This is a genomic window from Tepidimonas thermarum (assembly GCF_007556705.1).
Taxonomy (GTDB): Bacteria; Pseudomonadota; Gammaproteobacteria; order Burkholderiales; family Burkholderiaceae_C; genus Tepidimonas; species Tepidimonas thermarum.
In genome coordinates, this window is sequence record NZ_VJOL01000011.1 from 22,887 (window position 1) to 43,566 (window position 20,680).

A 20,680-nucleotide genomic window follows, 5' to 3' on the forward strand; every position below is an offset into this window, starting at 1 on the left:
GCGCGGGGGCATCGCCGTGTGCGATGGCGCGGTGGCGGCGGGCCGGGCACAATGGCGGGCCATGTTCGAACCCTCGCCCGAGCGGTTGCGGGCGGCCCTTGGGCGTTTTGCCACCGGCGTGACCATCGTCACCGCCCGGGCGGCGGATGGCGCGCCGGTCGGCCTGACCGCCAATTCCTTCAATTCGGTCTCGTTGCAGCCGCCGCTGGTGCTGTGGAGCCTGGCGCTGTCGTCGCGCGCGCTGCCGGTGTTTCAGACCGCCACCCATTTTGCAATCCACGTGCTGGGCGCGCAGCAGCAGGCGCTGGCCGAGCGCTTTGCCCGCCGTGACGTGGACCGCTGGGCCGGCGTGGCGTGGACGCCCGGTGCGGGCGGCGCGCCGCTGCTGCCGCAGGCGCTGGCCGTGTTCGAGTGCCGCTGCCGCAGCCGCTACCCCGAAGGGGACCACATCATCCTGGTGGGTGAAGTGCTGCGCTGCCAGCATGGCGATGCGACGCCGGCGCTGCTCTACCATGGCGGGCGTTTTCACACCGGTCCCGTCGCATGAGCACCATCGCCGCCGCCACCCCACCGCGCAAAGAGGCGCTGGACACCTTTGCGGTGTCGCTGCTGATCCTGTGCTGTGCGTTTTGGGGGTTTCAGCAAATCCTCATCAAGGTCGCGGGGCGCGAGATGCCGCCGATGTGGCAGGCCTCGCTGCGCATGTGGGGGGCAACGGCGCTGCTGTGGCTGTGGTGCCGCTGGCGCGGCGTGCCGCTGGCGCAGCGCGACGGCTCGCTGCGCGCCGGGCTGCTGGTGGGCGCGTTGTTTGCGGCCGAGTTCGTGTGCATTTACCTGGGCCTGCAACACACCAGCGCCTCGCGCCTGACGGTGTTTTTGTACACCAGTCCGTTTTGGGTGGCGCTGCTGCTGCCACGCTTTGCCCCGGCCGAGCGGCTGCGTCCCGTCCAATGGGTGGGGCTGAGCCTGGCCTTCGGTGCCGTCGCGGTGGCGTTTGGCGAGGCGTTTGGGCACGGCTCTGTGCCAGGTCAGTGGAAGGGCGATGTGCTGGGGCTGGCCGCCGGGTTGTTTTGGGGTCTGACCACGGTGGCCATCCGCAGCACGCGCGTGGCCACGGTGTCGGCGGAAAAGTCGCTCTTCTACCAACTGGGGGTGACCGCCGCGGTGACCCCGCTGCTGTCGCTGGCGCGCGGCGAGGTGTGGGCGTTGGACTATTCGGGGTTGGCCTGGGGGGCGGTGTTGTTGCAAACGGCGGTCGGGGCCTTTGCCAGCTACCTGGCCTGGATGTGGATGCTGCGCCACTACCCGGCCACGCGCATGGCGACGTTTACCTTTTTGACGCCGCTGTTTGCGTTGGTGTTTGGCGTGCTGCTGCTGGGTGAGCCGTTGACGGCGCAGTTGCTGCTGGCGCTGCTTGGGGTGGCGACGGGCATCGTGCTGGTCAACCGCCGCTAAAGGCGGGGCCGCCCCGCAGCCGCAACGGGCGCCGCACGCGCGCGCGCCAGGTGGGGCGCCGCCACCCGGGTGCGCCTTATGCGACGGTCACCGCCTCGAAGGCCGGGTGCAGCGCGTCCACCCAGTGCTCGACTTCGGCGGCGCCGATTTGCAGGTGCGCCAGGCAGGCCGCGCTGTGCGCCGCCCAGTCCGGCGACGGCGGCACCCCTTCGTGCTGTTGCACCAGGTGGTCGGCAATCAGCGCCATGGCGACCAGGTGCCGCACGGTGTCGGAGTAGCGCGCATCGTCGAGGCAGGTGAAATCGTGGTGCAGCCGGATCGCCACCGCAACGGGGGGCGGCAGGCGCCAGGTGCGCGCCACGATGGCGCCCACCACCGCATGGTCGGTGCGGTGGTTGGCGTTTTCGGTTTGGGTGAAGGTGCGGTCCTTGCGCGCCAGCGCCTCGGCGATGGTGGCCGCGTAGCCGCGCACGCCGCGCAACAGCACGGGCATGCCGACGTGGCAGAACAGGCCGAAGGTATAGGCCAGTCCGGGGTCGAGGTCGTAGAGCTGCGCGCCGATGTGTTCGCAGGCGATGGCGCGGCGCGTGGAGCTTTCCCAGAAGTGGGCCAACACGGGGGAGTGCACGTGCAGCGCCTGCCGCGTCAAAAAGCCGGTGAGCAGCTGCACCGACGGCCGCACGCCCATGACGGTGAGCGCCTGGCCCACCGTGGTCACCGGCGTGCGCAACCCGTACAGCGGGCTGTTGGCCTGGCGCATCAGGGCGGCGGCCATCGCCACGTCGGCGCTGGCGATGGCCTCCAGCGTGGCGGGGTCGGGGTCCCCGTGGGCGGTGGCCTGTTGCAACTGGCGCAGCAGTTCGGGACAGGGGGGATCACGATGTCGCGCAGCGGCCCCTGCGTGCGCGCCCGGTCCAGTTCGGCTTCGACGGTCGAGTCGCTCATGATGCCCCGATTGTGCCGCTTGCCGGTGACATCGGCGCGTCCGCGGGGGGGACCGCGGCATGGTCGCGGGCGTAGGCGATGTACCACGCCAGGCACTCGGGGTTGGCCATGGCGTCGCGGTTGAGCACACGCTCTGGCGGCTGACCCAGCAGCAGTTTTTTGATGGGCAGCTCCTGCTTTTTGCCGCTGAGCGTGCGCGGGATGTCGGGCACCTGCTCGATGGCGTCCGGCACGAAGCGCGGTGACAGGCGCGCGCGGATCGCGGCGCGGATGCGCTCGCGCAGCGGCTCGTCCAGCGTCAGTCCCGGACGCAGCATCACGAACAGCGGCATGAAGCTCGGGCGGCCCAGGTATTCCAGATCGACCACCAGGCTGTCCAGCACCTCGGGCAGGGCTTCGACGGCGGCGTAGAGTTCGCTCGTGCCCATGCGCAGACCGTGGCGGTTGAGCGTGGCGTCGGAGCGGCCATAGATCACACAGCCGCCGTCGGCGCGCACCTCCAGCCAATCGCCGTGGCGCCACACGCCCGGGTAGGTGTCGAAATAGCTGGACAGGTAGCGCGCGTGGCCCACGTCGTTCCAAAAATACAAGGGCATCGACGGGATGGGCTGCACGCAGACCAGCTCGCCCACCTGCCCCACCACGGGCTGACCCTGGTCATCCCACGCCTGCACCGCGCAGCCCAGCTGCCGACACTGCATCTGGCCAGGCACTTGCGGCAGGCCGCGGTGGCCGCCGATGAACGCGCCGCAAAAGTCGGTGCCGCCCGAGATGTTGCACCACCACAGAGGCCCGCCCGGCCCACCGGGCAGCGCGCCCGGCTGCACCGGGTGGCCGGCCAGGGCGTAAACCCGCTCGAACTGCGCACTGCCCCAGCGTTGCACCGCTTCGGGCAGGGGGGAGCCGGTGGAGCCCAGCGCCCGGATGGCGCTCAGGTCATGCCCAGCGGCCTGCAGCGCCGGCAAGTCCACCCCGGCCTTCATGGCGTTGCCGTAGAACGCGGCGCCCGCGCCAAAGAAGGTGACGCGGTGCCGCGCCGCAAAGCGCCACAGCACGCTCCAGTCCGGCTCGTCCTTGCGTCCGCCGGGGCTGCCGTCGTAGAGCACCACGGTGGTGCCGCCCAGCAGCCCGGCGATCTGCGCGTTCCACATCACCCAGCCGGTGGAGCTGTACCAGTGAAAGCGTTCGCCCAAGCTGTTGGGGTCGTAGCTGGGGCCGATGTCGTTGTGCAGCACCTTGAGCGCCAGCGCGGTGAGCACGATGCCGCCGTGCCCATGCACGATCGGCTTGGGCAGCCCCGTGGTGCCGCTGGAGTACACGATCCACAGCGGGTGGTCGAACGGCAGCCAGGCCGGCTCGAAGGCGCGCACGGCCGCATCGTCGCGGTCCACCAGGGCGCCGAAGTCGAGCGTGTCGGCCAGGCGCTGTGCTGCGTAGGGCGTGCGCAGGGTGATCACGTGCCGCAGCGTGGGCAGGCCGGCGCGCAGCTCGCGCACGGTCGCGCTGCGGTCCAGCGGCCGGCCGGCATAGTGCACGCCGTCGGCGGCGATGAGCACGCTGGGCTCGATTTGGCGAAAGCGATCCAGCACCGCTGCCGTGCCCATGTCGGGCGCGCACACGCTCCAAATCGCGCCCAGGCTGGCGCAGGCCAAAAACGCCACCACCGTTTCGGCTCGGTTGGGCAAATAGGCCGCCACGCGGTCGCCCGGCTGCACGCCCAGCGCCTGCAGGCCCGTGGCCAACGCGGCGACTTGCTGCCGCAGCGCACGCCAGCCCACCTGGCGTACCCGCCCCAGTTCGTCCTCGGCGATGAGGGCGGGCTGCGCGGCGGCCTCGGCCGCTTCGACGTGGCGCCAGACCTGGCGCGCGTAGTTGGTTTGCGCGCCCGGGAACCAGCGCACGTGGGGCATGGTGTCGCCCTCCAGCACCGCGCGGTGCGGCGTGGGCGATGGCAGGCCGAAGTAGTCCCAGATGCTTTGCCAAAACGCGGCCACATCCGTCGTGGACCAGCGCCACAGCGCGTCGTAATCCTCGAACCGCAGGCCGCGGTGTTCGCGCAGCCAGTCTTGGTAGCGCTGGATCTGGGGCACATACGGGGCGGTCGGGGCAGCCATGGGGTCTCCTGTCGGTACACGCGGGGCGGGCGCAGGCGCGTGCGATCGGCCGCGGCGGGGGCAGCCGGGGCCAGCGCCAGCCAAGCGCTTCGATTATTGGGGTGGCGCCAGCGTACGCCGTCACCTCGGCGTCACCGGCGCTGCGCGCGCGCTGGACGCGGATGCCGCTTGCGATGGGCGGCCGTCAGCAGGCAGAATCACGCCCCACGACCTGATCCCCCCCTGAGGAGTGAGAACCACCATGTTTCAATGGACGGAACAATCCGATGCCACCCTGCAGTCGGGCGGCGTCATCGGCCCGGATGAGCGCTTGCCCTGGCCCCAGACCGCCTTGCTGGGCGTGCAGCACCTCATCGCCATGTTTGGCGCGACGGTGCTCGCGCCCATCCTGATGGGCTTTGACCCCAACGTCGCCATTTTGATGAGTGGCATTGGCACGCTGCTGTTCTTTGTGTTCACCGGTGGGCGCGTGCCCAGCTACCTGGGGTCGAGCTTTGCCTTCATCGGCGTGGTGATCGCGGCCACCGGCTACGCCGGGCAGGGGCCCAACGCCAACATCGGTGTGGCGCTGGGAGGCATCATCGCCTGCGGGGCGCTGTACTTCGTCATTGGCGCGATCGTGCAGGCGGTGGGCACGGGCTGGATCGAGCGCCTCATGCCGCCGGTGGTGACGGGCGCCGTGGTGGCGGTCATCGGCCTCAACCTCGCCCACATTCCGGTCAAGAACATGGCGCCCACCGCGTTCGACGCGTGGATGCAGGCGGTGACCTTCGTGTGCGTGGGGCTGGTGGCGGTGTTCACGCGGGGCATGGTGCAGCGCCTGCTGATCCTGATGGGCTTGATCGTGGCCAGCGTCGTGTATGCGGTGCTGGCCAATGGGCTGGGGTTGGGCCAACCGCTGGACCTCTCCGGTGTGGCCAGCGCCCCCTGGTTCGGATTGCCGCGGTTCAGCACGCCCGTCTTCAGCGCGCCGGCGATGCTGCTGATCGCGCCGGTGGCCGTCATCCTGGTGGCCGAAAACCTCGGGCACATCAAGGCGGTCACGGCCATGACCGGCAAACCATTGGACCGCTACATGGGCCGCGCCTTCATGGGCGACGGCGTGGCCACGATGGTGGCCGGCAGTGTGGGCGGCACGGGTGTGACCACCTACGCCGAAAACATCGGTGTCATGGCGGCGACCAAGATCTACTCGACCGCGATCTTCGTCGTCGCCGGTCTGATGGCGATCCTGCTGGGCTTTAGCCCCAAGTTCGGCGCGCTCATCCAGGCGATTCCGCTGGCGGTCATGGGCGGCGTGTCGATCGTGGTGTTTGGTCTGATCGCCGTGGCCGGCGCCAAGATCTGGGTCGACAACCAGGTGGACTTCTCGGACAACAAAAACCTGCTGGTGGCGGCCATCACGCTGGTGCTGGGCACGGGCGATTTCACGCTGAAGTTTGGCGACTTCGCGCTTGGCGGCATTGGCACGGCCACCTTTGGCGCCATCGGCTTGTACGCGCTGCTCAACCGCCGCCGCGCGGGCTGATGCCCGCGCCCATGGCGCGATCGTGTGCCGTCCGTCGGCGCGTGGCGCCCGGCCGGCACCGTTGGCCCTACACTGGCACCATGGACGCCACCGCCATTGCCCTGTCCGGAATGCGTGCCGCGCAGGCGCGGCTCGATGGTGCCGCGCACAACATCGCCAACGTGCAGACCGAGGGTTTTCAACGCCTGCAGGTGCGCAGCGAAGCGCAGCTGCCGGCGGGCGGGGTGCGCACGCGCGCCGAGCGCGTACCCGTGCCCGGCGCGGACCTGGCCGCCGATCTGGTGGAACAAAAACAGGCGGCGGTGGCGTTTGCGGCCAACGGGCAGGTCGTGCGGCGCGAGCAGCAGATGTTGGGCCGATGGCTCGACACCGAGGCCTGATGGCCGCGGTGTCCCGGTTGGGCTGACCACCCCGGCGCACCCGCGCCGACGCAGGGTAGGGGGCTCGCAGCGGCTGGCGTGGGCTGCGCCGCGCAAAAAAAGACCGACGGGGCTGGCGTCGGTCTGCTCGCGGGTGGGTGCGTTTGCATGGCCCTCGCCCCGCATCCCGTTTTGTCGTGTCTCATCACCCCCGTTGGTGGGGGGCGCCGCATCATGGCGGCCCGCTTGTCTCCTCGGTCCTCTCGACGGCGGCTGCACCGCGGTGCAGCGTCGAGTGGCCCCATTCTAGGGACGAATAGCCCCACGCCGCCCCCGGATTTACCCGGGGATGGCATCGGGGGCGGGCGTCCATCGGAGGGCGGCCGCTGCCATCACACGCCCGCCAGGATCCAGCGCGCCGCCTTTTCCGCAATCATGAGCGTGGGGCTGTTGGTGTTGCCGCTGGTGATGGTGGGCATGATGCCGGCGTCGACCACGCGCAGGCCGCCAATGCGTCCACCGCGCCCGTCGCGCACGCGCAGGTGCGCGTCCGTCACCGCCATGGGGTCGCCGTCGCGGCCCATCGCCGTGGTGCCCACGGGGTGGAAGATGGTGGTGGCGATGTCGCCGGCCAGCCGCGCCAGCTCGTCATCGGTCTGGTATTGCGGGCCGGGCCGGTACTCCTGCGGCTGGTAGCGCGCCAGCGCGGGCTGGGCGACGATGCGCCGCGTCAGGCGCAGGCTGTCGGCCGCGACCTGGCGGTCCTCCGGGGTGGAGAGGTAATGGGGCGCAATGGCGGGCGCGTCCTCGAAGCGGGGGCTGCGGATGCGCACCGTGCCCCGGCTGGTGGGGTTGAGGTTGCACACGCTCGCGGTAAAGGCCGGGAAGGGGTGCAGCGGCTCGCCGAAGGCGTCCAGGCTGAGCGGCTGCACGTGGTATTCCACATTGGGCCATGTGTAGCCCGGTGCGCTGCGCGTGAACGCCCCCAGTTGGCTGGGCGCCATGCTCATGGGCCCGCTGCGCGTGAGGCCATACTGCAGCCCGATGCGCATCTTGCCCCAGAGGCTGTGCACCAGGGTGTTGAGGGTTTGCGCGCCCTGCACCCGGTAGACGGCGCGGATTTGCAGGTGGTCTTGCAGGTTGGCGCCCACACCGGGCAGGTCGGCCAGCACGGGGATGCCCAGCGGTTGCAGCAGCGATCCCGGGCCGATGCCTGAGAGCTGCAGGATCTGCGGGCTGCCGATGGCGCCGGCGCTGAGCACCGCCTCGCGCGCCGCGTGCGCGGTGACCAGGCCGCGCGCGGTCCAGACCTCGACGCCGCGGCAGTGCAGCGCGCCGTCGGGCGCGCGCTCGATCAGCAGCCGCTTGACCTGTGCGCCGGTCCACAGCGTGAAGTTGGGCCGCCGCACGCAGGTGGGGCGCAAAAACGCCTTGGCGGCGTTCCAGCGCCAGCCGCGTTTTTGGTTGACCTCAAAGTAGCCCACCCCCTCGTTGGTGCCGCGGTTGAAGTCGTCGGTGGCGGGGATGCCCGCCTGCTGCGCGGCCTGCGCGAAGGCGTCCAGGATGTCCCAGCGCAGGCGCTGTTTTTCCACGCGCCACTCGCCCGTGCTGCCGGTGCGCCGGTGGCCGTGCAGGGCGGCGAATGCGGGGTCGGTGTCCGCATCCAGGCGGTAGTGATCCTCGTGCGCCTTGAAGTCCGGCAGGCAGCGCTCCCACCTCCAGTCGTCGTCGCCGGTCAGCTGCGCCCACTGGTCGTAGTCGCGCGCCTGCCCGCGCATGTAGATCATGCCGTTGATGCTGGAGCAGCCCCCGAGCACCTTGCCGCGCGGGTAGCGCAGGCGCCGGCCGTTGAGGCCATCGTCCGGCTCGGTCTGGTAGAGCCAGTCGGTGCGCGGATTGCCGATGCAGTACAGGTAGCCGACCGGAATGTGGATCCACAGATAGTCGTCCCGGCCGCCCGCTTCGATCAGCAGCACGCGGTGCGCCGGGTTGGCCGAGAGCCGGTTGGCCAGCAGGCTGCCGGCGGTGCCGGCGCCGACGATGATGAAGTCGAACGTGTTCACTGCGCGGTGGGCATGACGAACTCGGCGCCCTTGGGCGTGCTCTCGGGCCAGCGCTGCATCACGCTCTTTTGCGCGGTGTAGAAGCGCACGCCTTCCTCGCCGTAGGCGTGCATGTCGCCCAAGAGGCTCTTTTTCCAGCCGCCAAAGCCGTGCCATGCCATGGGCACCGGGATGGGGACGTTGATGCCCACCATGCCGACCTGCACGCGGCGCGCAAATTCACGCGCCACGTGGCCGTCGCGCGTGAAGCAGGCCGTGCCGTTGCCGTAGGCGTGCTCGTTGATCAGCCGCAGCGCGCTGGCGAAGTCGGGCACGCGTACGCACGACAGCACCGGGCCAAAGATTTCCTCGCGGTAGATCGCCATCGCGGGCGTGACATGGTCGAACAGCGTGCCGCCGAGCCAAAAGCCGTTGTCGCAGCCGGGGCCGGCCTGGCGGCCGTCAAAGCCGCGCCCGTCCACCAGCAGCTGCGCCCCTTCGCGCACGCCGGCTTCGATAAAGCCGACGATGCGCTGGCGCGCCACGTCGGTGACGATGGGACCCATCTCGGCCCGCGGGTTCATGCCATCGAGCACCTGCAGCGCGCGCGTGCGCTCGACGAGCCGCGGCATGATGCGGTCGGCCACGTCGCCCACCAGCACACCGACCGAAATCGCCATGCAGCGCTCGCCCGCCGAGCCGAAGGCGGCCCCGATGAGCGCGTCCACCGCCTGGTCCAGGTCGGCATCGGGCATCACCACCATGTGGTTTTTGGCCCCGCCCAGCGCCTGCACGCGCTTGCCGTGGCGCGCGCCGGTTTCGTAGATGTGCTGCGCGATCGGGGTCGAGCCGACGAAGCTCACCGCGCGCACGTCGGGGTGGGCCAGCAGCGCGTCCACCGCCACCTTGTCACCCTGCACCACATTGAACACGCCATCGGGCAAGCCGGCTTGCTGCAACAGCTCGGCGATGCGCAGCGACGGCGTCGGGTCGATCGGGCTGGGCTTGAGCACGAAGGTGTTGCCGCAGGCCAGCGCCACCGGGAACATCCACATCGGCACCATGACCGGGAAGTTGAACGGCGTGATGCCCGCCACCACCCCCAGCGGCTGGCGCAGGGTCCAGTTGTCGATGCCGGTGGAAACCTGGTCGGTGTAGTCGCCCTTGAGCAGTTGCGGGATGCCGCAGGCGAATTCGACGATTTCGATGCCCCGGGTGACCTCGCCCTGCGCGTCGGTAAAGACCTTGCCGTGTTCGGCGGTGATCAGGCGCGCCAGCTCGTCGCGGTGCCGCTGCAGCAGCTCCAGAAACCGAAACAGGATGCGCGCGCGGCGCAGGGGCGGCAGCTCCGCCCAGGCGGGAAACGCCGCGCGTGCGGCGGCGACGGCCGCGTCCACCTCGGCCGCGTCGGCCAGCGCCACACGGCCGGTGACGGCCCCGGTGGCGGGGTTGAAAACATCCTGTGTGCGGCCCGACTGGCCGCTGACGGCGCGGCCGCCGATGTGGTGGCCGATGGCGGTGGGGGTCAAGATCATGGACTTAAATAGGTCTGATGGCGAATGGCGGCACTTTACGGGAAGCGGTCTGGGCTGACCAGCGAGTTTTTCTAAACTCAAAATAAGCTGGTCTAATATCGCCATGGACCACACCAGCCTGCGCGTCTTTGCCGCCGTGGCCCGCGAAGGCAGTCTGTCGCGGGCCGCGCAGCGCTTGCATCTGACCCAGCCGGCGCTGAGCCTGCAGCTCAAGGCGTTGCAGGCGCGGCTGGGGGTGCGGCTGTTCGAGCGCACCCCGCGTGGCATGCGCCTGACACCGGATGGCGCGGCGCTGCTGCCGCTGGCCGACCGCGTATTGGCCGCGCAGCGCGAGTTCGATGGTGCGGCGCAGCGCCTGCGGCAGCAGGTGCGCGGCGAGTTGGCCATCGGCACCATCCTCGACCCCGAGTTCACCCGCCTGGGGGCGTTTTTGCGCGAGCTGGTCGAGACCGCGCCGCATGTGCAAACGACGCTGCGCCAGGGCATGAGCGGGGAGGTGTTGCAGCGCCTCGACGCGGGCGAGCACGACGTCGGCTACTACCTGGGCGACCCCAACGCCGACCGGGCAGCCCCGGGGCGCTACCGGGTGCGCACGCTCACGGCGTTTACCTACCGGGTGCTCGCGCCGGCGGGCTGGGGGCCGCAGGTGCAGGGGCGCGGCTGGGCTGAGCTTGCCGCGCTGCCGTGGATCGAGACGCCGCCCGAATCGGCCCACCACCGCCTGCTGCGCCGCACCTTGGAGCCGCTGGGGCTGCGGGTGCGGCGCGTGGCCTTGGTGGACCAGGAGGCGTCGATGCTCGATTTGGTGCGCTCGGGCGTGGGCCTGAGCCTGGTGCGCGATGCGGTGGCGATCCGCGAGGCGCAGGCGCGCGGCCTGGTCGTGGCCGACCGCGTGGCGCTCGACTGCGTGCTCAGCTTCGTCAGCTTGGCCGACCGGGCCCGCGAGCCGGCGGTGGCCGCGGCGTGGTCGGCGCTGGAGCGTGTGTGGGGCCGGGAAGCCGGGCCTGGCGGCGAGCCGGGTTGAGCCGGCCTGCGCTCACCAGTTTTTGGGCAACGGGACCTTGGTGTAGCCGTTGACGGGCTTGCCTGGTGCTGCGCTGAATTCCGAATCGGGGAGCAACGTGTGTCCGCCTAAGCGCTCGAGTTCCCCAAGACGTATCAATAGGTCCACTTTGATGGACATGAGTGCGTCCGCGGTGGTCAAATCAAACCCGCGTCTGGTCCCGTCCCGCGTGTCCAGCAACAGTCCGTTGATGTAATCGAGCATGCCCTGGGGATCGTCCTTGAGCTGCTCCAGGCGATCCCGAATGTGGGGGTAAGCGATTTGCTCGAGGCGTCCCTGTAGGACATCAGGCAGGCGGTCCATGGCAGAACTCAATAAGCGTTGGTTTGGACGTGAAAATGCTATCAGGGTTCCCACGGCGTGCCCAGAGGGCGCGGCGTCGACGGACACCCGTCAGTCACGCAGGAAGAACACCGCGCTCATGAGCAGCCCGGTGACCGTGACCAACGCGCGCACCGCCTGCGCGGGCAACTGCCGCGCCGCGCGCGCGCCGGCATAGCCGCCTGCGGTGGCCGCCGCCATCATCAGCAGTGCTGGCCCCCACGCAATGGCGCCGGCCACCGCGAACGTCGCCACGGACAGCCACGACAGCACGAGCGAATTCAGGTTCTTCAGCGCGTTGGCGGTGTGGATGCGCGTCTCACCGGTCACCGCGTAGAGCGCCATGAGCAGGATGCCCAGCCCGCCGTTGAAGTAGCCGCCGTAAACCGATACCGCGAGCAGCCCCCAGGCGCGTGCCAGCGCACCGGGTGCTTGACCGCGGTGCCGGGTCAGGCGCCGCACGAGCGCCGGCCCCGCCATGAACACGCCTGTGGCAAACAACAGCAGCCAGGGCACCAGGGCGCGGAAGGTGTCGGCCGGGGTGACCAGCAGCAGCAGCGCACCGAGCACGCCGCCAGCGGCCGCGATGCCGGCCTCGCGCCGCAGGCGCTGGCGCGGCAGTCCGGCCAGCTCCTGGCGCAGCCCCCACGTGCTGCCCAGGTAACCGGGGCTGACCGCCACCGCACTGGTGGCGTTGGCGACGATGGGCGGCACCCCCGTGAACACGAGCGCCGGAAAGGTCAAAAAACTGCCACCACCGGCGACGGCATTGAGCGCGCCAGCGGCAAACGCGGCGGCAGCCAGCAACAGACCGTGTTCTGGGGTCATCGAGCGCTCCGGGTACGTATGCCCATCAGCCGGCCGTGCGCGATGCACGGCGCGGGGATGAGTCAGCGCCCGATGCTAACCGCTGCCACCGGGCAGCCGCCGACGCGGTCGTCGCGGCTCAGGCCGACGCCGGCACGACGGGCGCCACCGGCTCCGGCGCCAGCAGCGTGCCGTTGCGCAACCCCTTGACCGTGGCCAGCACCAACGCGGTGATGACCACCGACGTCAGGGCCAGCAGCACCAGCGCGCCCAGGCGCAGCACGGGCAGATCGAGCGCTTGCGCCAGCCGAAAGCTCAGGGTCGTGAACGCCGCCAGCGGGAAGGAGACGGCCCAAAACGTCAGCGCAAACGGCTGCGCGAAAAAGCGCCGCGCCTGCGTGCCCACCCACAGCAGCACGAACAGCCCGATGCCCCACACCGCGGCCGCCAGCAGCGGCGCGGCCTCGAAGCGCAGCAGGCACAGGCCCACCACCGACGCCGGTGCCAGCGAGATGAACCACGTCGGGTGCAGGCGCGGCGGGATCGGGCCATGCGCCAGTCGCCGTGCCACCAGCAGCGTGAACACCACTGGCCAGAAAAACAGCCCAATCCCGAAGTGCACCGCGGCCCACACCGGATGCCCAAAGGCCACGCCGGCCAGCGGCGCCACCACATTGCCCACCACCGGGATGTAGAGCACGGGTGTCACGCCGTTCCACAGCGACTGGGCATCGGGCGCATGGGCGACGGTGGGCGCCAGCCAGCGCGACAGCGCCCACACCGTCACACCCAACTGTGCCAGTGCGCCCACCGACCACAGCGCGTGCGCCACGTCCGTGGCCAGATCCATGGCCTGCAGCCAGGTGGCCAGCAGCAGCAGCGACACCGGCAGTGCGGCCAAGAAGGCGTGCCGCACCGGGTGGCGCAGGTCTTCTGCCAGGGCCTGCGGATGGCGCTGCCAGCGTACCCCGGAGGCCACCAGCAACACCACGCACAGCAGCGCCGCCAGGGCACCGATGACCAGCGCGGCGCCGCCCGCCCATTCGCCCAGGATGGCGGCACTGGCGTGCCATGCCAGCGCCAGGCCGCACAGCCCCATGACGAGCGAGAACCAGCCGGGGTGCAGGAACTTCAACGGGGAAGCAGGCGTGTGCATGGGGGGCTCCAGCTGGGGGTTAGCAGGCTTTGCAGGGCAGCGCGCTGTCCGGCACGCCCAGCTTTTTCAGGATGATCGCCAGCGGGCAGAAGTTGGTAAAGCCAAACTGGAACAGGTTCAGGCCAACAAAGGCCGTGAAAGCCAAAAACCACTCGCTGACGAACAGCGGGCTCGACGGCGCGCCCAGCGCCACCGACGCAAACACGAACAGCCCCGCGATGACGCGGATCCAACGTTCGACGGTCATGATGATCACCTCCAAGAACAGGGTTGGGTCAGGGTTGCAAAACCACGGCGTTTACGCGGCGCGGGCGGACCCCGCGGCCTCGTGGCGGCGCCGATACACCGCGTAGTACAGCACCGGGATCACCACCAGCGTCAGCAAGGTGGAGACGGCGATGCCGAAGATCAAAGACACGGCCAGGCCGTTGAAGATGGGGTCGTCCAAGATGAAAAACGCCCCCAGCATGGCCGCCAGCGCGGTCAGCGCGATCGGCTGCGCGCGCACCGCGGCGGACTGGATCACGGCCTCCTTGAACGGCATGCCCTTGGCGCTCTCCAGCTCGATGAAGTCCACCAGCAGGATGGAGTTGCGCACGATGATGCCGGCCAGCGCGATCATGCCGATCATGCTGGTGGCCGTGAACTGCGCGCCCAGCAGCGCGTGGCCGGGCATGATGCCCACCAGGGTCAGCGGAATGGGCGCCATGATGATGAGCGGCGTGAGGTAGCTGCGGAACTGCGCCACCACCAGCAGGTAGATCAGCACCAGCCCGACCGCGTAGGCCGCACCCATGTCGCGGAAGGTTTCGTAGGTCACCTGCCACTCGCCGTCCCACTTGATCGCGTACTCACGCCAGGGATCGACCGGCTGGCGGATCCAATACTCGCCCAGCCCTCCCGTATCGGGCAGCGCCGCCTCGGCCAGCCGGCTGCGGATCGCAAACATCCCGTACAGCGGCGAGTCGGTCTTGCCCGCCATGTCCCCCAGCACGTACACCACGGGCAGCAGGTCCTTGGAAAAGCGCGGCTGATCGATGACGCCGTGCTCGATGCGCACCAGCTCCGACAGCGGCACCATGCGGCCGTCGGCGGCTTTGAGCGGCAGTGCCAGCAGCGCGTCCAGCCCGACTTGGCGCTCGCGCGGCAGCTGCAGCCGCACGGGCACCGCAAACTTGGCGTGACCGTCGTGCAAGTAGGCCGCGTCGCTGCCCGACAGCGCGGTGTAGACCGTTTGCGCGATCACCTGCGCCGGGATGCCCAGGCTTTCGGCGCGCGCGCGCTCGATGCGCAGGAATACGCGCGGCGCGTCCTCCTTGAGCGTGGTGTCCACACCGACGATGTCGGGCGTGTCCGCAAACGCCTTGGCCACGCGGCGGGCGAGTTCGGCGCGGCCGGCCTCGTCGGGCCCGTAGACCTCGGCGACGATGGGCGAGAGCACCGGCGGGCCAGGCGGCACCTCGACCACCTTGATGCGCCCACCATGCGCCTGCGCGATCGCCTCCAGCCCTGGGCGCAGGCGCTGGGCGATGGCGTGGCTCTTTTCGTGGCGGTGCTTGGCATCGACCAGATTGACCTGCAGATCGCCTTGCTCGGCGTCCGCGCGCAGGTAGTACTGACGCACCAGACCGTTGAAGGTGATGGGGCTGGCGGTGCCGGCGTAGCCCTGCACGTGCGTGACCTCGGGCTGCTGCGCGAGGAACGCGGTCATGTCCTGCAGCGCCGCGGCCGTGTCTTCCAGCGCGGTGCCGGCGGGCATTTCCAACACCACCTGGAATTCGCTCTTGTTGTCAAACGGCAGCATCTTCAAGATCACCGCTTGCACCACGGCCAGGCCCACCGACAACAGCAGGCCGGCGACCACCCCCAGCGCCAGCAGCCAACGGTGGCGGGCGCTGGCCAGGAACGGCGTGAGCACGCGTGTGAACAGGGTTTGCAGCCCGCGCGTGAGCGTCGAGGGGCCATGCCCGGCGTGGCCCGCGGCGTGCGGGGCCATGAGCTTGTGCGCCAGCCACGGCGTGACCGTGAAGGCGATGGCCAGCGAAATGGCCATGCCCATGCTGGCGTTGATCGGAATCGGGCTCATGTAGGGCCCCATCAGGCCGGTGACGAACGCCATCGGCAGCAGCGCCGCGATCACCGTTAGCGTGGCCAGAATGGTCGGCCCGCCCACCTCATCGACCGCGCGCGGGATGATCTCCAGCAGCGACGCCTCGGGCGTGAGCTGGCGGTGGCGGTGGATGTTTTCCACCACCACGATGGCGTCGTCCACCAAAATGCCGATCGAGAAAATCAGCGCAAACAACGACACCCGGTTGAGCGTAAAGCCCCACGCCCACGAGGCAAACAGGGTGGCGGTGAGCGTGAGGATCACCGCCACGCCGACGATGACCGCCTCGCGCCGGCCCAGCGCCAGCCCGACCAGCACGATCACGCTGCCGGTGGCAAAGATGAGCTTGCTGATGAGCTTGTTGGCCTTGTCGGCGGCGGTGGCGCCGTAGTCGCGGCTGATGGTAACCTCGATGCCGTCGGGGATGAGCGTGTTGTGCAGGCGTTGCAGCTGTTCGGTGGCCGCGCGCGCCACGTCCACGGCGTTTTCGCCGGGCTTTTTGGTCACGATCACGGTCACCGCCGGGTAGGCCTGGGCGGCCTGTGCACCCTCGGGCAGCGCCGCGGCGGGGCCTGGCGTGTGCCACACGTAGCGGCGCGGCAACTGCGCCCCTTCTTCGATGCGCGCCACCTCGCGCAGGTACACCGGACGGCCCTGGTGCACGCCGACGACGATGTCACCAACGTCTTGCACGCTTTGCAAGAACTCGCCGGTCTCCACCGTCAGCAGCCCCGGCGCGCCGGCTTGCGGGCGCGGCTGTGCCACCGTGCCCGCGGGCATGGCCTGGTTGGCTGTGGCGATGGCCTGGTGGATGGCCTGCAGCGGCACGCCGCGCGCACGCAGGCGTTCGGGTTCGATCCAGACGTGGATCGCCCGGCCCAGCCCACCGATGGTCTGCACCTCGCGCGTGCCCGGCACGCGCTTGAGCTCGGTTTCGATCGCGTGCGCCACGCGCTCGATTTCCCAGGCGCTTTTGCCCGCCGGGCTCCACAGCGTGGCGGCCAGCACCGGCACGTCGTCGATGCCCTTGGGCTTGACGATGGGCGGCAGCACGCCCAGGCCCTGGGGCAGCCAGTCCTGGTTGGCGTTGAGCACGTCGTACAGGCGCACCAGCGCCTCGGTGCGTGGCACGCCGACCTTGAACTGCACCGTCAGCACCGCCACACCCGGGCGCGCGACGCTGTAGGTGTGCTCGATGCCATGGATTTGCGACAGCACGTGCTCGGCCGGTTGCGCGACCATCTTTTCCACGTCGGCGGCGGCCGCGCCCGGAAACGGGATGAGCACGTTGGCCATGGTCACGTTGATCTGCGGCTCCTCCTCGCGCGGCGTGACCAGCACGGCAAACAGGCCCAGCAGCAACGCCACCAGCGCCAGCAAGGGCGTGATGGCATTGGCCTGAAAGGCGCGCGCGATGGTGCCGGAAATGCCCAGACGCTCGCTCTGGGGGGCGGTGGGGGTGTGTTGGGGTTCGGCGTTCATCGGCCGTTCTCCTGCAGGCGTTGGGGGCTGGGGCCGATCACTGCGCGGGCAGGGCGCCGCGCAGACCGGCGCGCACCGGGTCGAGCGCGACGCGCTCACCGGGTTGCAGACCCGACAGGATTTCGACACCGGCCTCACCGTGGTCGGCGCCAACACGCACCGCACGCAGCACGAAGCCCGTGGGCGCGCCGGCCGGCGCGGCGACGTAGACAGCGGTCAGCTCGCCCCGGCGCAGCAGGGCGGCCGCCGGCACCACCAGACGGTCGTCGTTGCCCGCGGCAAAGCGCACCTTGACCGCCTGCCCGGGCAGCACGCCCTGCGCGTCTGCGCTGGCCAGCGGCAGCCGCCACTCCACCGTCTGCGCGACCGGGTCGGCCGCCGGCAGTCGGCTGCGGCTGGCGGGCTGGACCCAGCGCCCGTCGGCCAGACGCACCTCGATGCGCTGCGCCCGCTCGGCCAGCGCCGATTGCGAGGCAGGCACGTGCACCGTGGCGCGCAGCGGCTGCGGCGCGTACACGGTCAGCACCGGGCGCCCAGGGGCGGCCAGATCGCCAGCCTCGGCGTGCGTGGCCAGCACAAAACCGTCGAACGGCGCGGTCAGGCGCGTGAAGCCCTGCGCCAGCGCCGCCTGCGCCTGGGCGGCCTTGGCCTGTTGCAGCGCGGCGCGCGCGGCCGCGGCCTGCGCCTCGGCCGTGTCCAGTGCCGCTTGTGACACGAAGCCCTGCGCACGCAGCTCGCGCGTGCGCTTGGCATGCGCCTCGGCGTTGCGCAGCTCGGCCTCGACCTGCGCCACCGCGCCGCTGGCGCGTTGCACACCGGCGCTGGTTTCGCGGTCGTCGATCGTGGCCAACACCTGACCGGCGCGCACACGATCGCCCGCCTTGACCAGGAGCTGCACGATGCGGCCGCTGGCCTGCGCCGCCAGCGTGGCTTGCTGCTGTGCCTCGATGGTGCCATCGAGCAACAGGGTTTGGCCCACGGGACGGCGGGCGGCTTCGGCCACCGGCACACGCGGGCCCCCGGTGTCGGCCTGCGCCCACGTGAGCGTCGGCAGCGCGCCGATGAGCAAGGCTGTGATGGCCGTGCCGAGCCAGCGCCGGCGCGGCGGCTGTGTCATGAGGGGCGTCGTGCGTCGATCCATGGTGAATGCCTCCATTGACCATCAGTATAGCGTTATACCCCCCGGAGTACAAGAGCGGGTGCTGTCGTCGTTACGGCGATGCGTCATCCGCGACGGCAAACGGCACGCGCGCCGCCACCGCGCACATCAGTTCGTAGGCGATGGTGCCGGCCGCCTGCGCCACCTCGTCGATCGGCAGCACCGCGGCGCTGGCGCTGCGGCCCCACAGCACCACCTCGTCGCCGATGGCGCACGGTACGCCACCGGCTTCCACCGGCGTCAAATCCACCGCCAGCATGTCCATGCTGACACGCCCGACCAGCCGCGTGCGCACCCCCCGCACCAGCACCGGGGCGCCGTGGTCCTGCCCCAGGCTGGCGTGGCGCGGGTACCCGTCGGCGTACCCACAGGCCACGATGCCCACGCGCATGTCGCGCGGTGCGGTGTAGATCGATCCGTACCCCACCGTCTCGCCAGCGGCCACTGGCTGGATCGCGATCAAGCGGCTGGCCAGTGTCAGCGTGGGCTGCAAATCCCAGTCCTGTGCCGCGTGCACCGGGTGGTCCGGCGCGCTGCCATAGAGTGCGATACCCGCCCGCACCCAGTCGGCCGCCAGCGCTGGCCCGCGGTCACCCAACGGCAGGCGCAGGGCGTGGCGCAGCGTGGCGGCACTGTTGCACAGGCTGCGCTCGCCTGGCAGATCGGCGCTGGCCGCGACGAACGCCTCCACCTGGTGCAGCACGCCTTCGCGCCCCCGACGCAGCCCGTCGGCGTCGGAAAAGTGCGTCATCAAACCGACTTCGCCCACCTGCGGCAGCGCCTGCAGCCGCGCCCAGGCGGCGCGGTAGGCCTCGGGCCGAAAGCCCAGGCGGTTCATGCCCGAGTTCATTTTGAGAAAAACGTGGTGGGGGCGGTGGGTTTTGTGCGCGCTCAGCCAGTCGATTTGGTCCTCGCAGTGCACCACGTGCCACAGGTCCAGGCGCGAGCACAGCTCCAGGTCGCGTGGCTCGAAGCAGCCTTCCAGCAACAGGATGGGGCCGCGCCAGCCCAGGGCGCGCAGCCGCTGCGCCTCCTCCAGGTCCAGCAGCGCAAATCCGTCGGCCCCACGCAGGGCGGGGTAGACGCGCTCGAGGCCGTGCCCATAGGCGTTGGCCTTGACCACGGCCCAGACGCGGGCGGTGCCCGCCGCGGCGCGGCAGCGTTGCAGGTTGTGGCGCAAGGCCTCGAGGTGGACGGTGGCGAGGATGGGACGGGGCATGGTCAATGGCGCGTGCTATAAACGCGCGCACTTTCGCACAAATCACGCCCACTGGCGCCGTTTTCCGATCCGTTTTCACCGCCATGAAGCGCGGCTTCTACACCATCATGACAGCGCAGTTTTGCAGCTCGCTGGCCGACAACGCGCTGTTCGTGGTGGCTGTCGAACTGCTGCGCAGCCGCGGCGCGCCGGAGTGGCAGGCCGCCGCGCTCGTGCCCATGTTCGCGCTGTTTTATGTGGTGCTGGCCCCTTTCGTGGGGGCGTTTGCCGACGCGCGGCCCAAGGGCGAGGTGATGTTCATCAGCAACGCGATCAAGGTGGCGGGCTGTTTGCTCATGCTCACGCCCATCCACCCCTTGCTCGCTTACAGCCTGGTCGGTCTGGGGGCGGCGGCCTATTCGCCGGCCAAATACGGCATCCTCACCGAGCTGCTGCCGCCCTCGCAGCTGGTCAAGGCCAATGGCTGGATCGAAGGGCTGACCATCGCCTCCATCATCCTGGGGGTGGTGCTGGGCGGTCAACTGGTGGGGCCCACGGTGGCGGGCTGGCTGCAGCGCCTGGATGTGCCGGGGGTGGATGTGCTGCACCTGCGCTCGCCCGCTGAGGCCGCAATCGTCGGCCTGGTGGCGGTGTACGCGCTGGCGGCGGTGTTCAACCTGCACATTCCGCGCACCACCGCGCCGCTGCGGCACCTGCCGGCCAACCCGCTGGCGCTGCTGGGGGATTTCTGGCGCAACAACACCCGCTTGTGGCGCGACCACCTGGGGCAGATCTCGCTGGCCACGACGACGCTGTTTTGGGGCGTCAGCGGCAACCTGCGCTACATCGTGTTGGCGTGGGCGGCTGCGGCGCTGGGCTACGGCACCACGCAGGCGTCCTCGCTGGTGGGGGTGGTGGCCATTGGCACGGCGGTGGGCGCGGTCGTGGCGTCGCTGCGCATGCGGCTGGACATGGCGCCGCGCGTCATGCCGCTGGGGGTGGCCATGGGCGTGCTCGTGGTGCTGATGAACCTGATCGACAACGTCTGGGTGGCGGCGCCCTTTTTGGTGCTGCTGGGGGCGTTGGGCGGATTTTTGGTCGTGCCCATGAATGCGCTGTTGCAGCACCGTGGCCACAACCTCATGGGCGCCGGCCGCTCGATCGCGGTGCAAAACTTCAACGAGCAGGCCTGCATCCTGGGCCTGGGCTTCCTCTACAGCGCCGCCACCGGCGCGGGGCTGTCGGCGTTTGGCGCCATCACGGCCTTCGGCGCGCTCGTCGCGCTGGCGATGTGGGGCATCCAGCGCTGGCACGCGGCCAACCTGCGCCGCTACCCGCACGAGCTCGAGCGCCTGTTCGAAATCGCGCGCCGCGACGATTTGCACGGCTGATCCCCTGCCGCCGGC

17 protein-coding genes are annotated in these 20,680 nt (G+C 70.1%); 6 read left to right on the top strand and 11 right to left on the bottom strand.

The features are described 5' to 3' along the window. The first annotated feature begins 61 nt into the window (after positions 1-61). Both Tther_RS04400 and Tther_RS04405 read left to right on the top strand, forming a co-directional pair. A complete protein-coding gene (locus Tther_RS04400; protein WP_143901335.1) occupies positions 62-547 on the top strand; it encodes a flavin reductase family protein in 486 nt (161 codons plus the stop codon). Beyond that, a complete protein-coding gene (locus Tther_RS04405; RefSeq protein WP_143901337.1) occupies positions 544-1,455 on the top strand; it encodes a DMT family transporter in 912 nt (303 codons plus the stop codon). Before Tther_RS04400 ends, Tther_RS04405 begins: the two co-directional genes overlap by 4 nt. A 76-nt stretch (positions 1,456-1,531) precedes the next feature. On the opposite strand, the gene Tther_RS04410 is transcribed toward Tther_RS04405, so the two are convergent. Together Tther_RS04410 and Tther_RS04415 are read right to left on the bottom strand one after the other, a co-directional pair. Then, the gene (locus Tther_RS04410) at positions 1,532-2,302 is read right to left on the bottom strand and encodes an HDOD domain-containing protein (protein WP_246098909.1); all 771 of its coding nucleotides are present in this window, start codon (positions 2,300-2,302) and stop codon (positions 1,532-1,534) included. Positions 2,303-2,396: 94 nt separating this feature from the next. Further along, positions 2,397-4,514: an acetoacetate--CoA ligase gene (locus tag Tther_RS04415; protein WP_143901339.1), complete on the bottom strand. Its 2,118-nt coding sequence runs from the start codon at positions 4,512-4,514 to the stop codon at positions 2,397-2,399. 241 nt (positions 4,515-4,755) lie between these two features. On the opposite strand from Tther_RS04415, the gene Tther_RS04420 reads away from it, so the two are divergent. Next, positions 4,756-6,042: a solute carrier family 23 protein gene (locus Tther_RS04420; protein ID WP_143901341.1), complete on the top strand. Its 1,287-nt coding sequence runs from the start codon at positions 4,756-4,758 to the stop codon at positions 6,040-6,042. Positions 6,043-6,122: 80 nt separating this feature from the next. After that, positions 6,123-6,422 carry a flagellar basal body protein gene (locus Tther_RS04425; RefSeq protein WP_143901343.1) on the top strand — a complete coding sequence of 100 codons (300 nt, stop codon included), beginning with the start codon at positions 6,123-6,125 and terminating at the stop codon, positions 6,420-6,422. A gap of 371 nt (positions 6,423-6,793) precedes the next feature. On the opposite strand, the gene Tther_RS04430 is transcribed toward Tther_RS04425, so the two are convergent. Both Tther_RS04430 and Tther_RS04435 read right to left on the bottom strand, forming a co-directional pair. After that, the gene (locus Tther_RS04430) at positions 6,794-8,464 is read right to left on the bottom strand and encodes a GMC family oxidoreductase (protein ID WP_143901346.1); all 1,671 of its coding nucleotides are present in this window, start codon (positions 8,462-8,464) and stop codon (positions 6,794-6,796) included. Beyond that, entirely contained in the window at positions 8,461-9,978 is a 1,518-nt protein-coding gene (locus tag Tther_RS04435; protein WP_143901348.1) for a CoA-acylating methylmalonate-semialdehyde dehydrogenase, read from the bottom strand. The genes Tther_RS04430 and Tther_RS04435 overlap by 4 nt, the downstream gene beginning before the upstream one ends. A gap of 103 nt (positions 9,979-10,081) precedes the next feature. Between Tther_RS04435 and Tther_RS04440 the strand changes: the two genes are divergently transcribed. After that, entirely contained in the window at positions 10,082-11,002 is a 921-nt protein-coding gene (locus Tther_RS04440) for a LysR family transcriptional regulator (protein ID WP_143901350.1), read from the top strand. Positions 11,003-11,014: 12 nt separating this feature from the next. On the opposite strand, the gene Tther_RS04445 is transcribed toward Tther_RS04440, so the two are convergent. From Tther_RS04445 to alr, 7 genes are all read right to left on the bottom strand, one after another. After that, positions 11,015-11,344, bottom strand: a complete 330-nt coding sequence (locus Tther_RS04445) for a hypothetical protein (RefSeq protein WP_143901352.1) — start codon at positions 11,342-11,344, stop codon at positions 11,015-11,017. A gap of 90 nt (positions 11,345-11,434) precedes the next feature. After that, on the bottom strand, positions 11,435-12,190 hold the full coding sequence (locus tag Tther_RS04450) for a sulfite exporter TauE/SafE family protein (protein WP_143901354.1): 756 nt from the start codon (positions 12,188-12,190) through the stop codon (positions 11,435-11,437). A gap of 118 nt (positions 12,191-12,308) precedes the next feature. After that, positions 12,309-13,325 carry an SLAC1 anion channel family protein gene (locus tag Tther_RS04455; RefSeq protein ID WP_143901356.1) on the bottom strand — a complete coding sequence of 339 codons (1,017 nt, stop codon included), beginning with the start codon at positions 13,323-13,325 and terminating at the stop codon, positions 12,309-12,311. Positions 13,326-13,344: 19 nt separating this feature from the next. Next, positions 13,345-13,572, bottom strand: coding sequence for a YgaP family membrane protein (locus Tther_RS04460; protein ID WP_143901358.1), 228 nt, complete (start codon positions 13,570-13,572; stop codon positions 13,345-13,347). A 51-nt stretch (positions 13,573-13,623) separates the two neighbouring features. Next, positions 13,624-16,917 (bottom strand): efflux RND transporter permease subunit, encoded by a 3,294-nt coding sequence (locus tag Tther_RS04465; RefSeq protein ID WP_143901360.1) that lies wholly within the window; start codon positions 16,915-16,917, stop codon positions 13,624-13,626. Positions 16,918-16,954: 37 nt separating this feature from the next. Then, a complete protein-coding gene (locus Tther_RS04470; protein WP_246098910.1) occupies positions 16,955-18,058 on the bottom strand; it encodes an efflux RND transporter periplasmic adaptor subunit in 1,104 nt (367 codons plus the stop codon). Positions 18,059-18,128: 70 nt separating this feature from the next. Then, complete coding sequence (gene alr, locus Tther_RS04475) at positions 18,129-19,295, bottom strand: alanine racemase (protein ID WP_143901362.1); 1,167 nt, start codon at positions 19,293-19,295, stop codon at positions 18,129-18,131. A gap of 83 nt (positions 19,296-19,378) precedes the next feature. Between alr and lplT the strand changes: the two genes are divergently transcribed. Further along, positions 19,379-20,665 carry a lysophospholipid transporter LplT gene (lplT, locus tag Tther_RS04480; RefSeq protein WP_143901364.1) on the top strand — a complete coding sequence of 429 codons (1,287 nt, stop codon included), beginning with the start codon at positions 19,379-19,381 and terminating at the stop codon, positions 20,663-20,665. Positions 20,666-20,680 lie beyond the last annotated feature (15 nt).

Bases quoted from the DNA above. Each gene is read 5' to 3' on its own strand.
- Tther_RS04400 (WP_143901335.1), top strand. From the start codon at position 62: ATGTTCGAACCCTCGCCCGAGCGGTTGCGGGCGGCCCTTGGGCGTTTT.
- Tther_RS04405 (WP_143901337.1), top strand. From the start codon at position 544: ATGAGCACCATCGCCGCCGCCACCCCACCGCGCAAAGAGGCGCTGGAC.
- Tther_RS04415 (WP_143901339.1), bottom strand. From the start codon at position 4,514: ATGGCTGCCCCGACCGCCCCGTATGTGCCCCAGATCCAGCGCTACCAA.
- Tther_RS04420 (WP_143901341.1), top strand. From the start codon at position 4,756: ATGTTTCAATGGACGGAACAATCCGATGCCACCCTGCAGTCGGGCGGC.
- Tther_RS04425 (WP_143901343.1), top strand. From the start codon at position 6,123: ATGGACGCCACCGCCATTGCCCTGTCCGGAATGCGTGCCGCGCAGGCG.
- Tther_RS04435 (WP_143901348.1), bottom strand. From the start codon at position 9,978: ATGATCTTGACCCCCACCGCCATCGGCCACCACATCGGCGGCCGCGCC.
- Tther_RS04440 (WP_143901350.1), top strand. From the start codon at position 10,082: ATGGACCACACCAGCCTGCGCGTCTTTGCCGCCGTGGCCCGCGAAGGC.
- Tther_RS04445 (WP_143901352.1), bottom strand. From the start codon at position 11,344: ATGGACCGCCTGCCTGATGTCCTACAGGGACGCCTCGAGCAAATCGCT.
- Tther_RS04450 (WP_143901354.1), bottom strand. From the start codon at position 12,190: ATGACCCCAGAACACGGTCTGTTGCTGGCTGCCGCCGCGTTTGCCGCT.
- Tther_RS04455 (WP_143901356.1), bottom strand. From the start codon at position 13,325: ATGCACACGCCTGCTTCCCCGTTGAAGTTCCTGCACCCCGGCTGGTTC.
- Tther_RS04460 (WP_143901358.1), bottom strand. From the start codon at position 13,572: ATGACCGTCGAACGTTGGATCCGCGTCATCGCGGGGCTGTTCGTGTTT.
- Tther_RS04465 (WP_143901360.1), bottom strand. From the start codon at position 16,917: ATGAACGCCGAACCCCAACACACCCCCACCGCCCCCCAGAGCGAGCGT.
- Tther_RS04470 (WP_246098910.1), bottom strand. From the start codon at position 18,058: ATGGATCGACGCACGACGCCCCTCATGACACAGCCGCCGCGCCGGCGC.
- alr (WP_143901362.1), bottom strand. From the start codon at position 19,295: ATGCCCCGTCCCATCCTCGCCACCGTCCACCTCGAGGCCTTGCGCCAC.
- lplT (WP_143901364.1), top strand. From the start codon at position 19,379: ATGAAGCGCGGCTTCTACACCATCATGACAGCGCAGTTTTGCAGCTCG.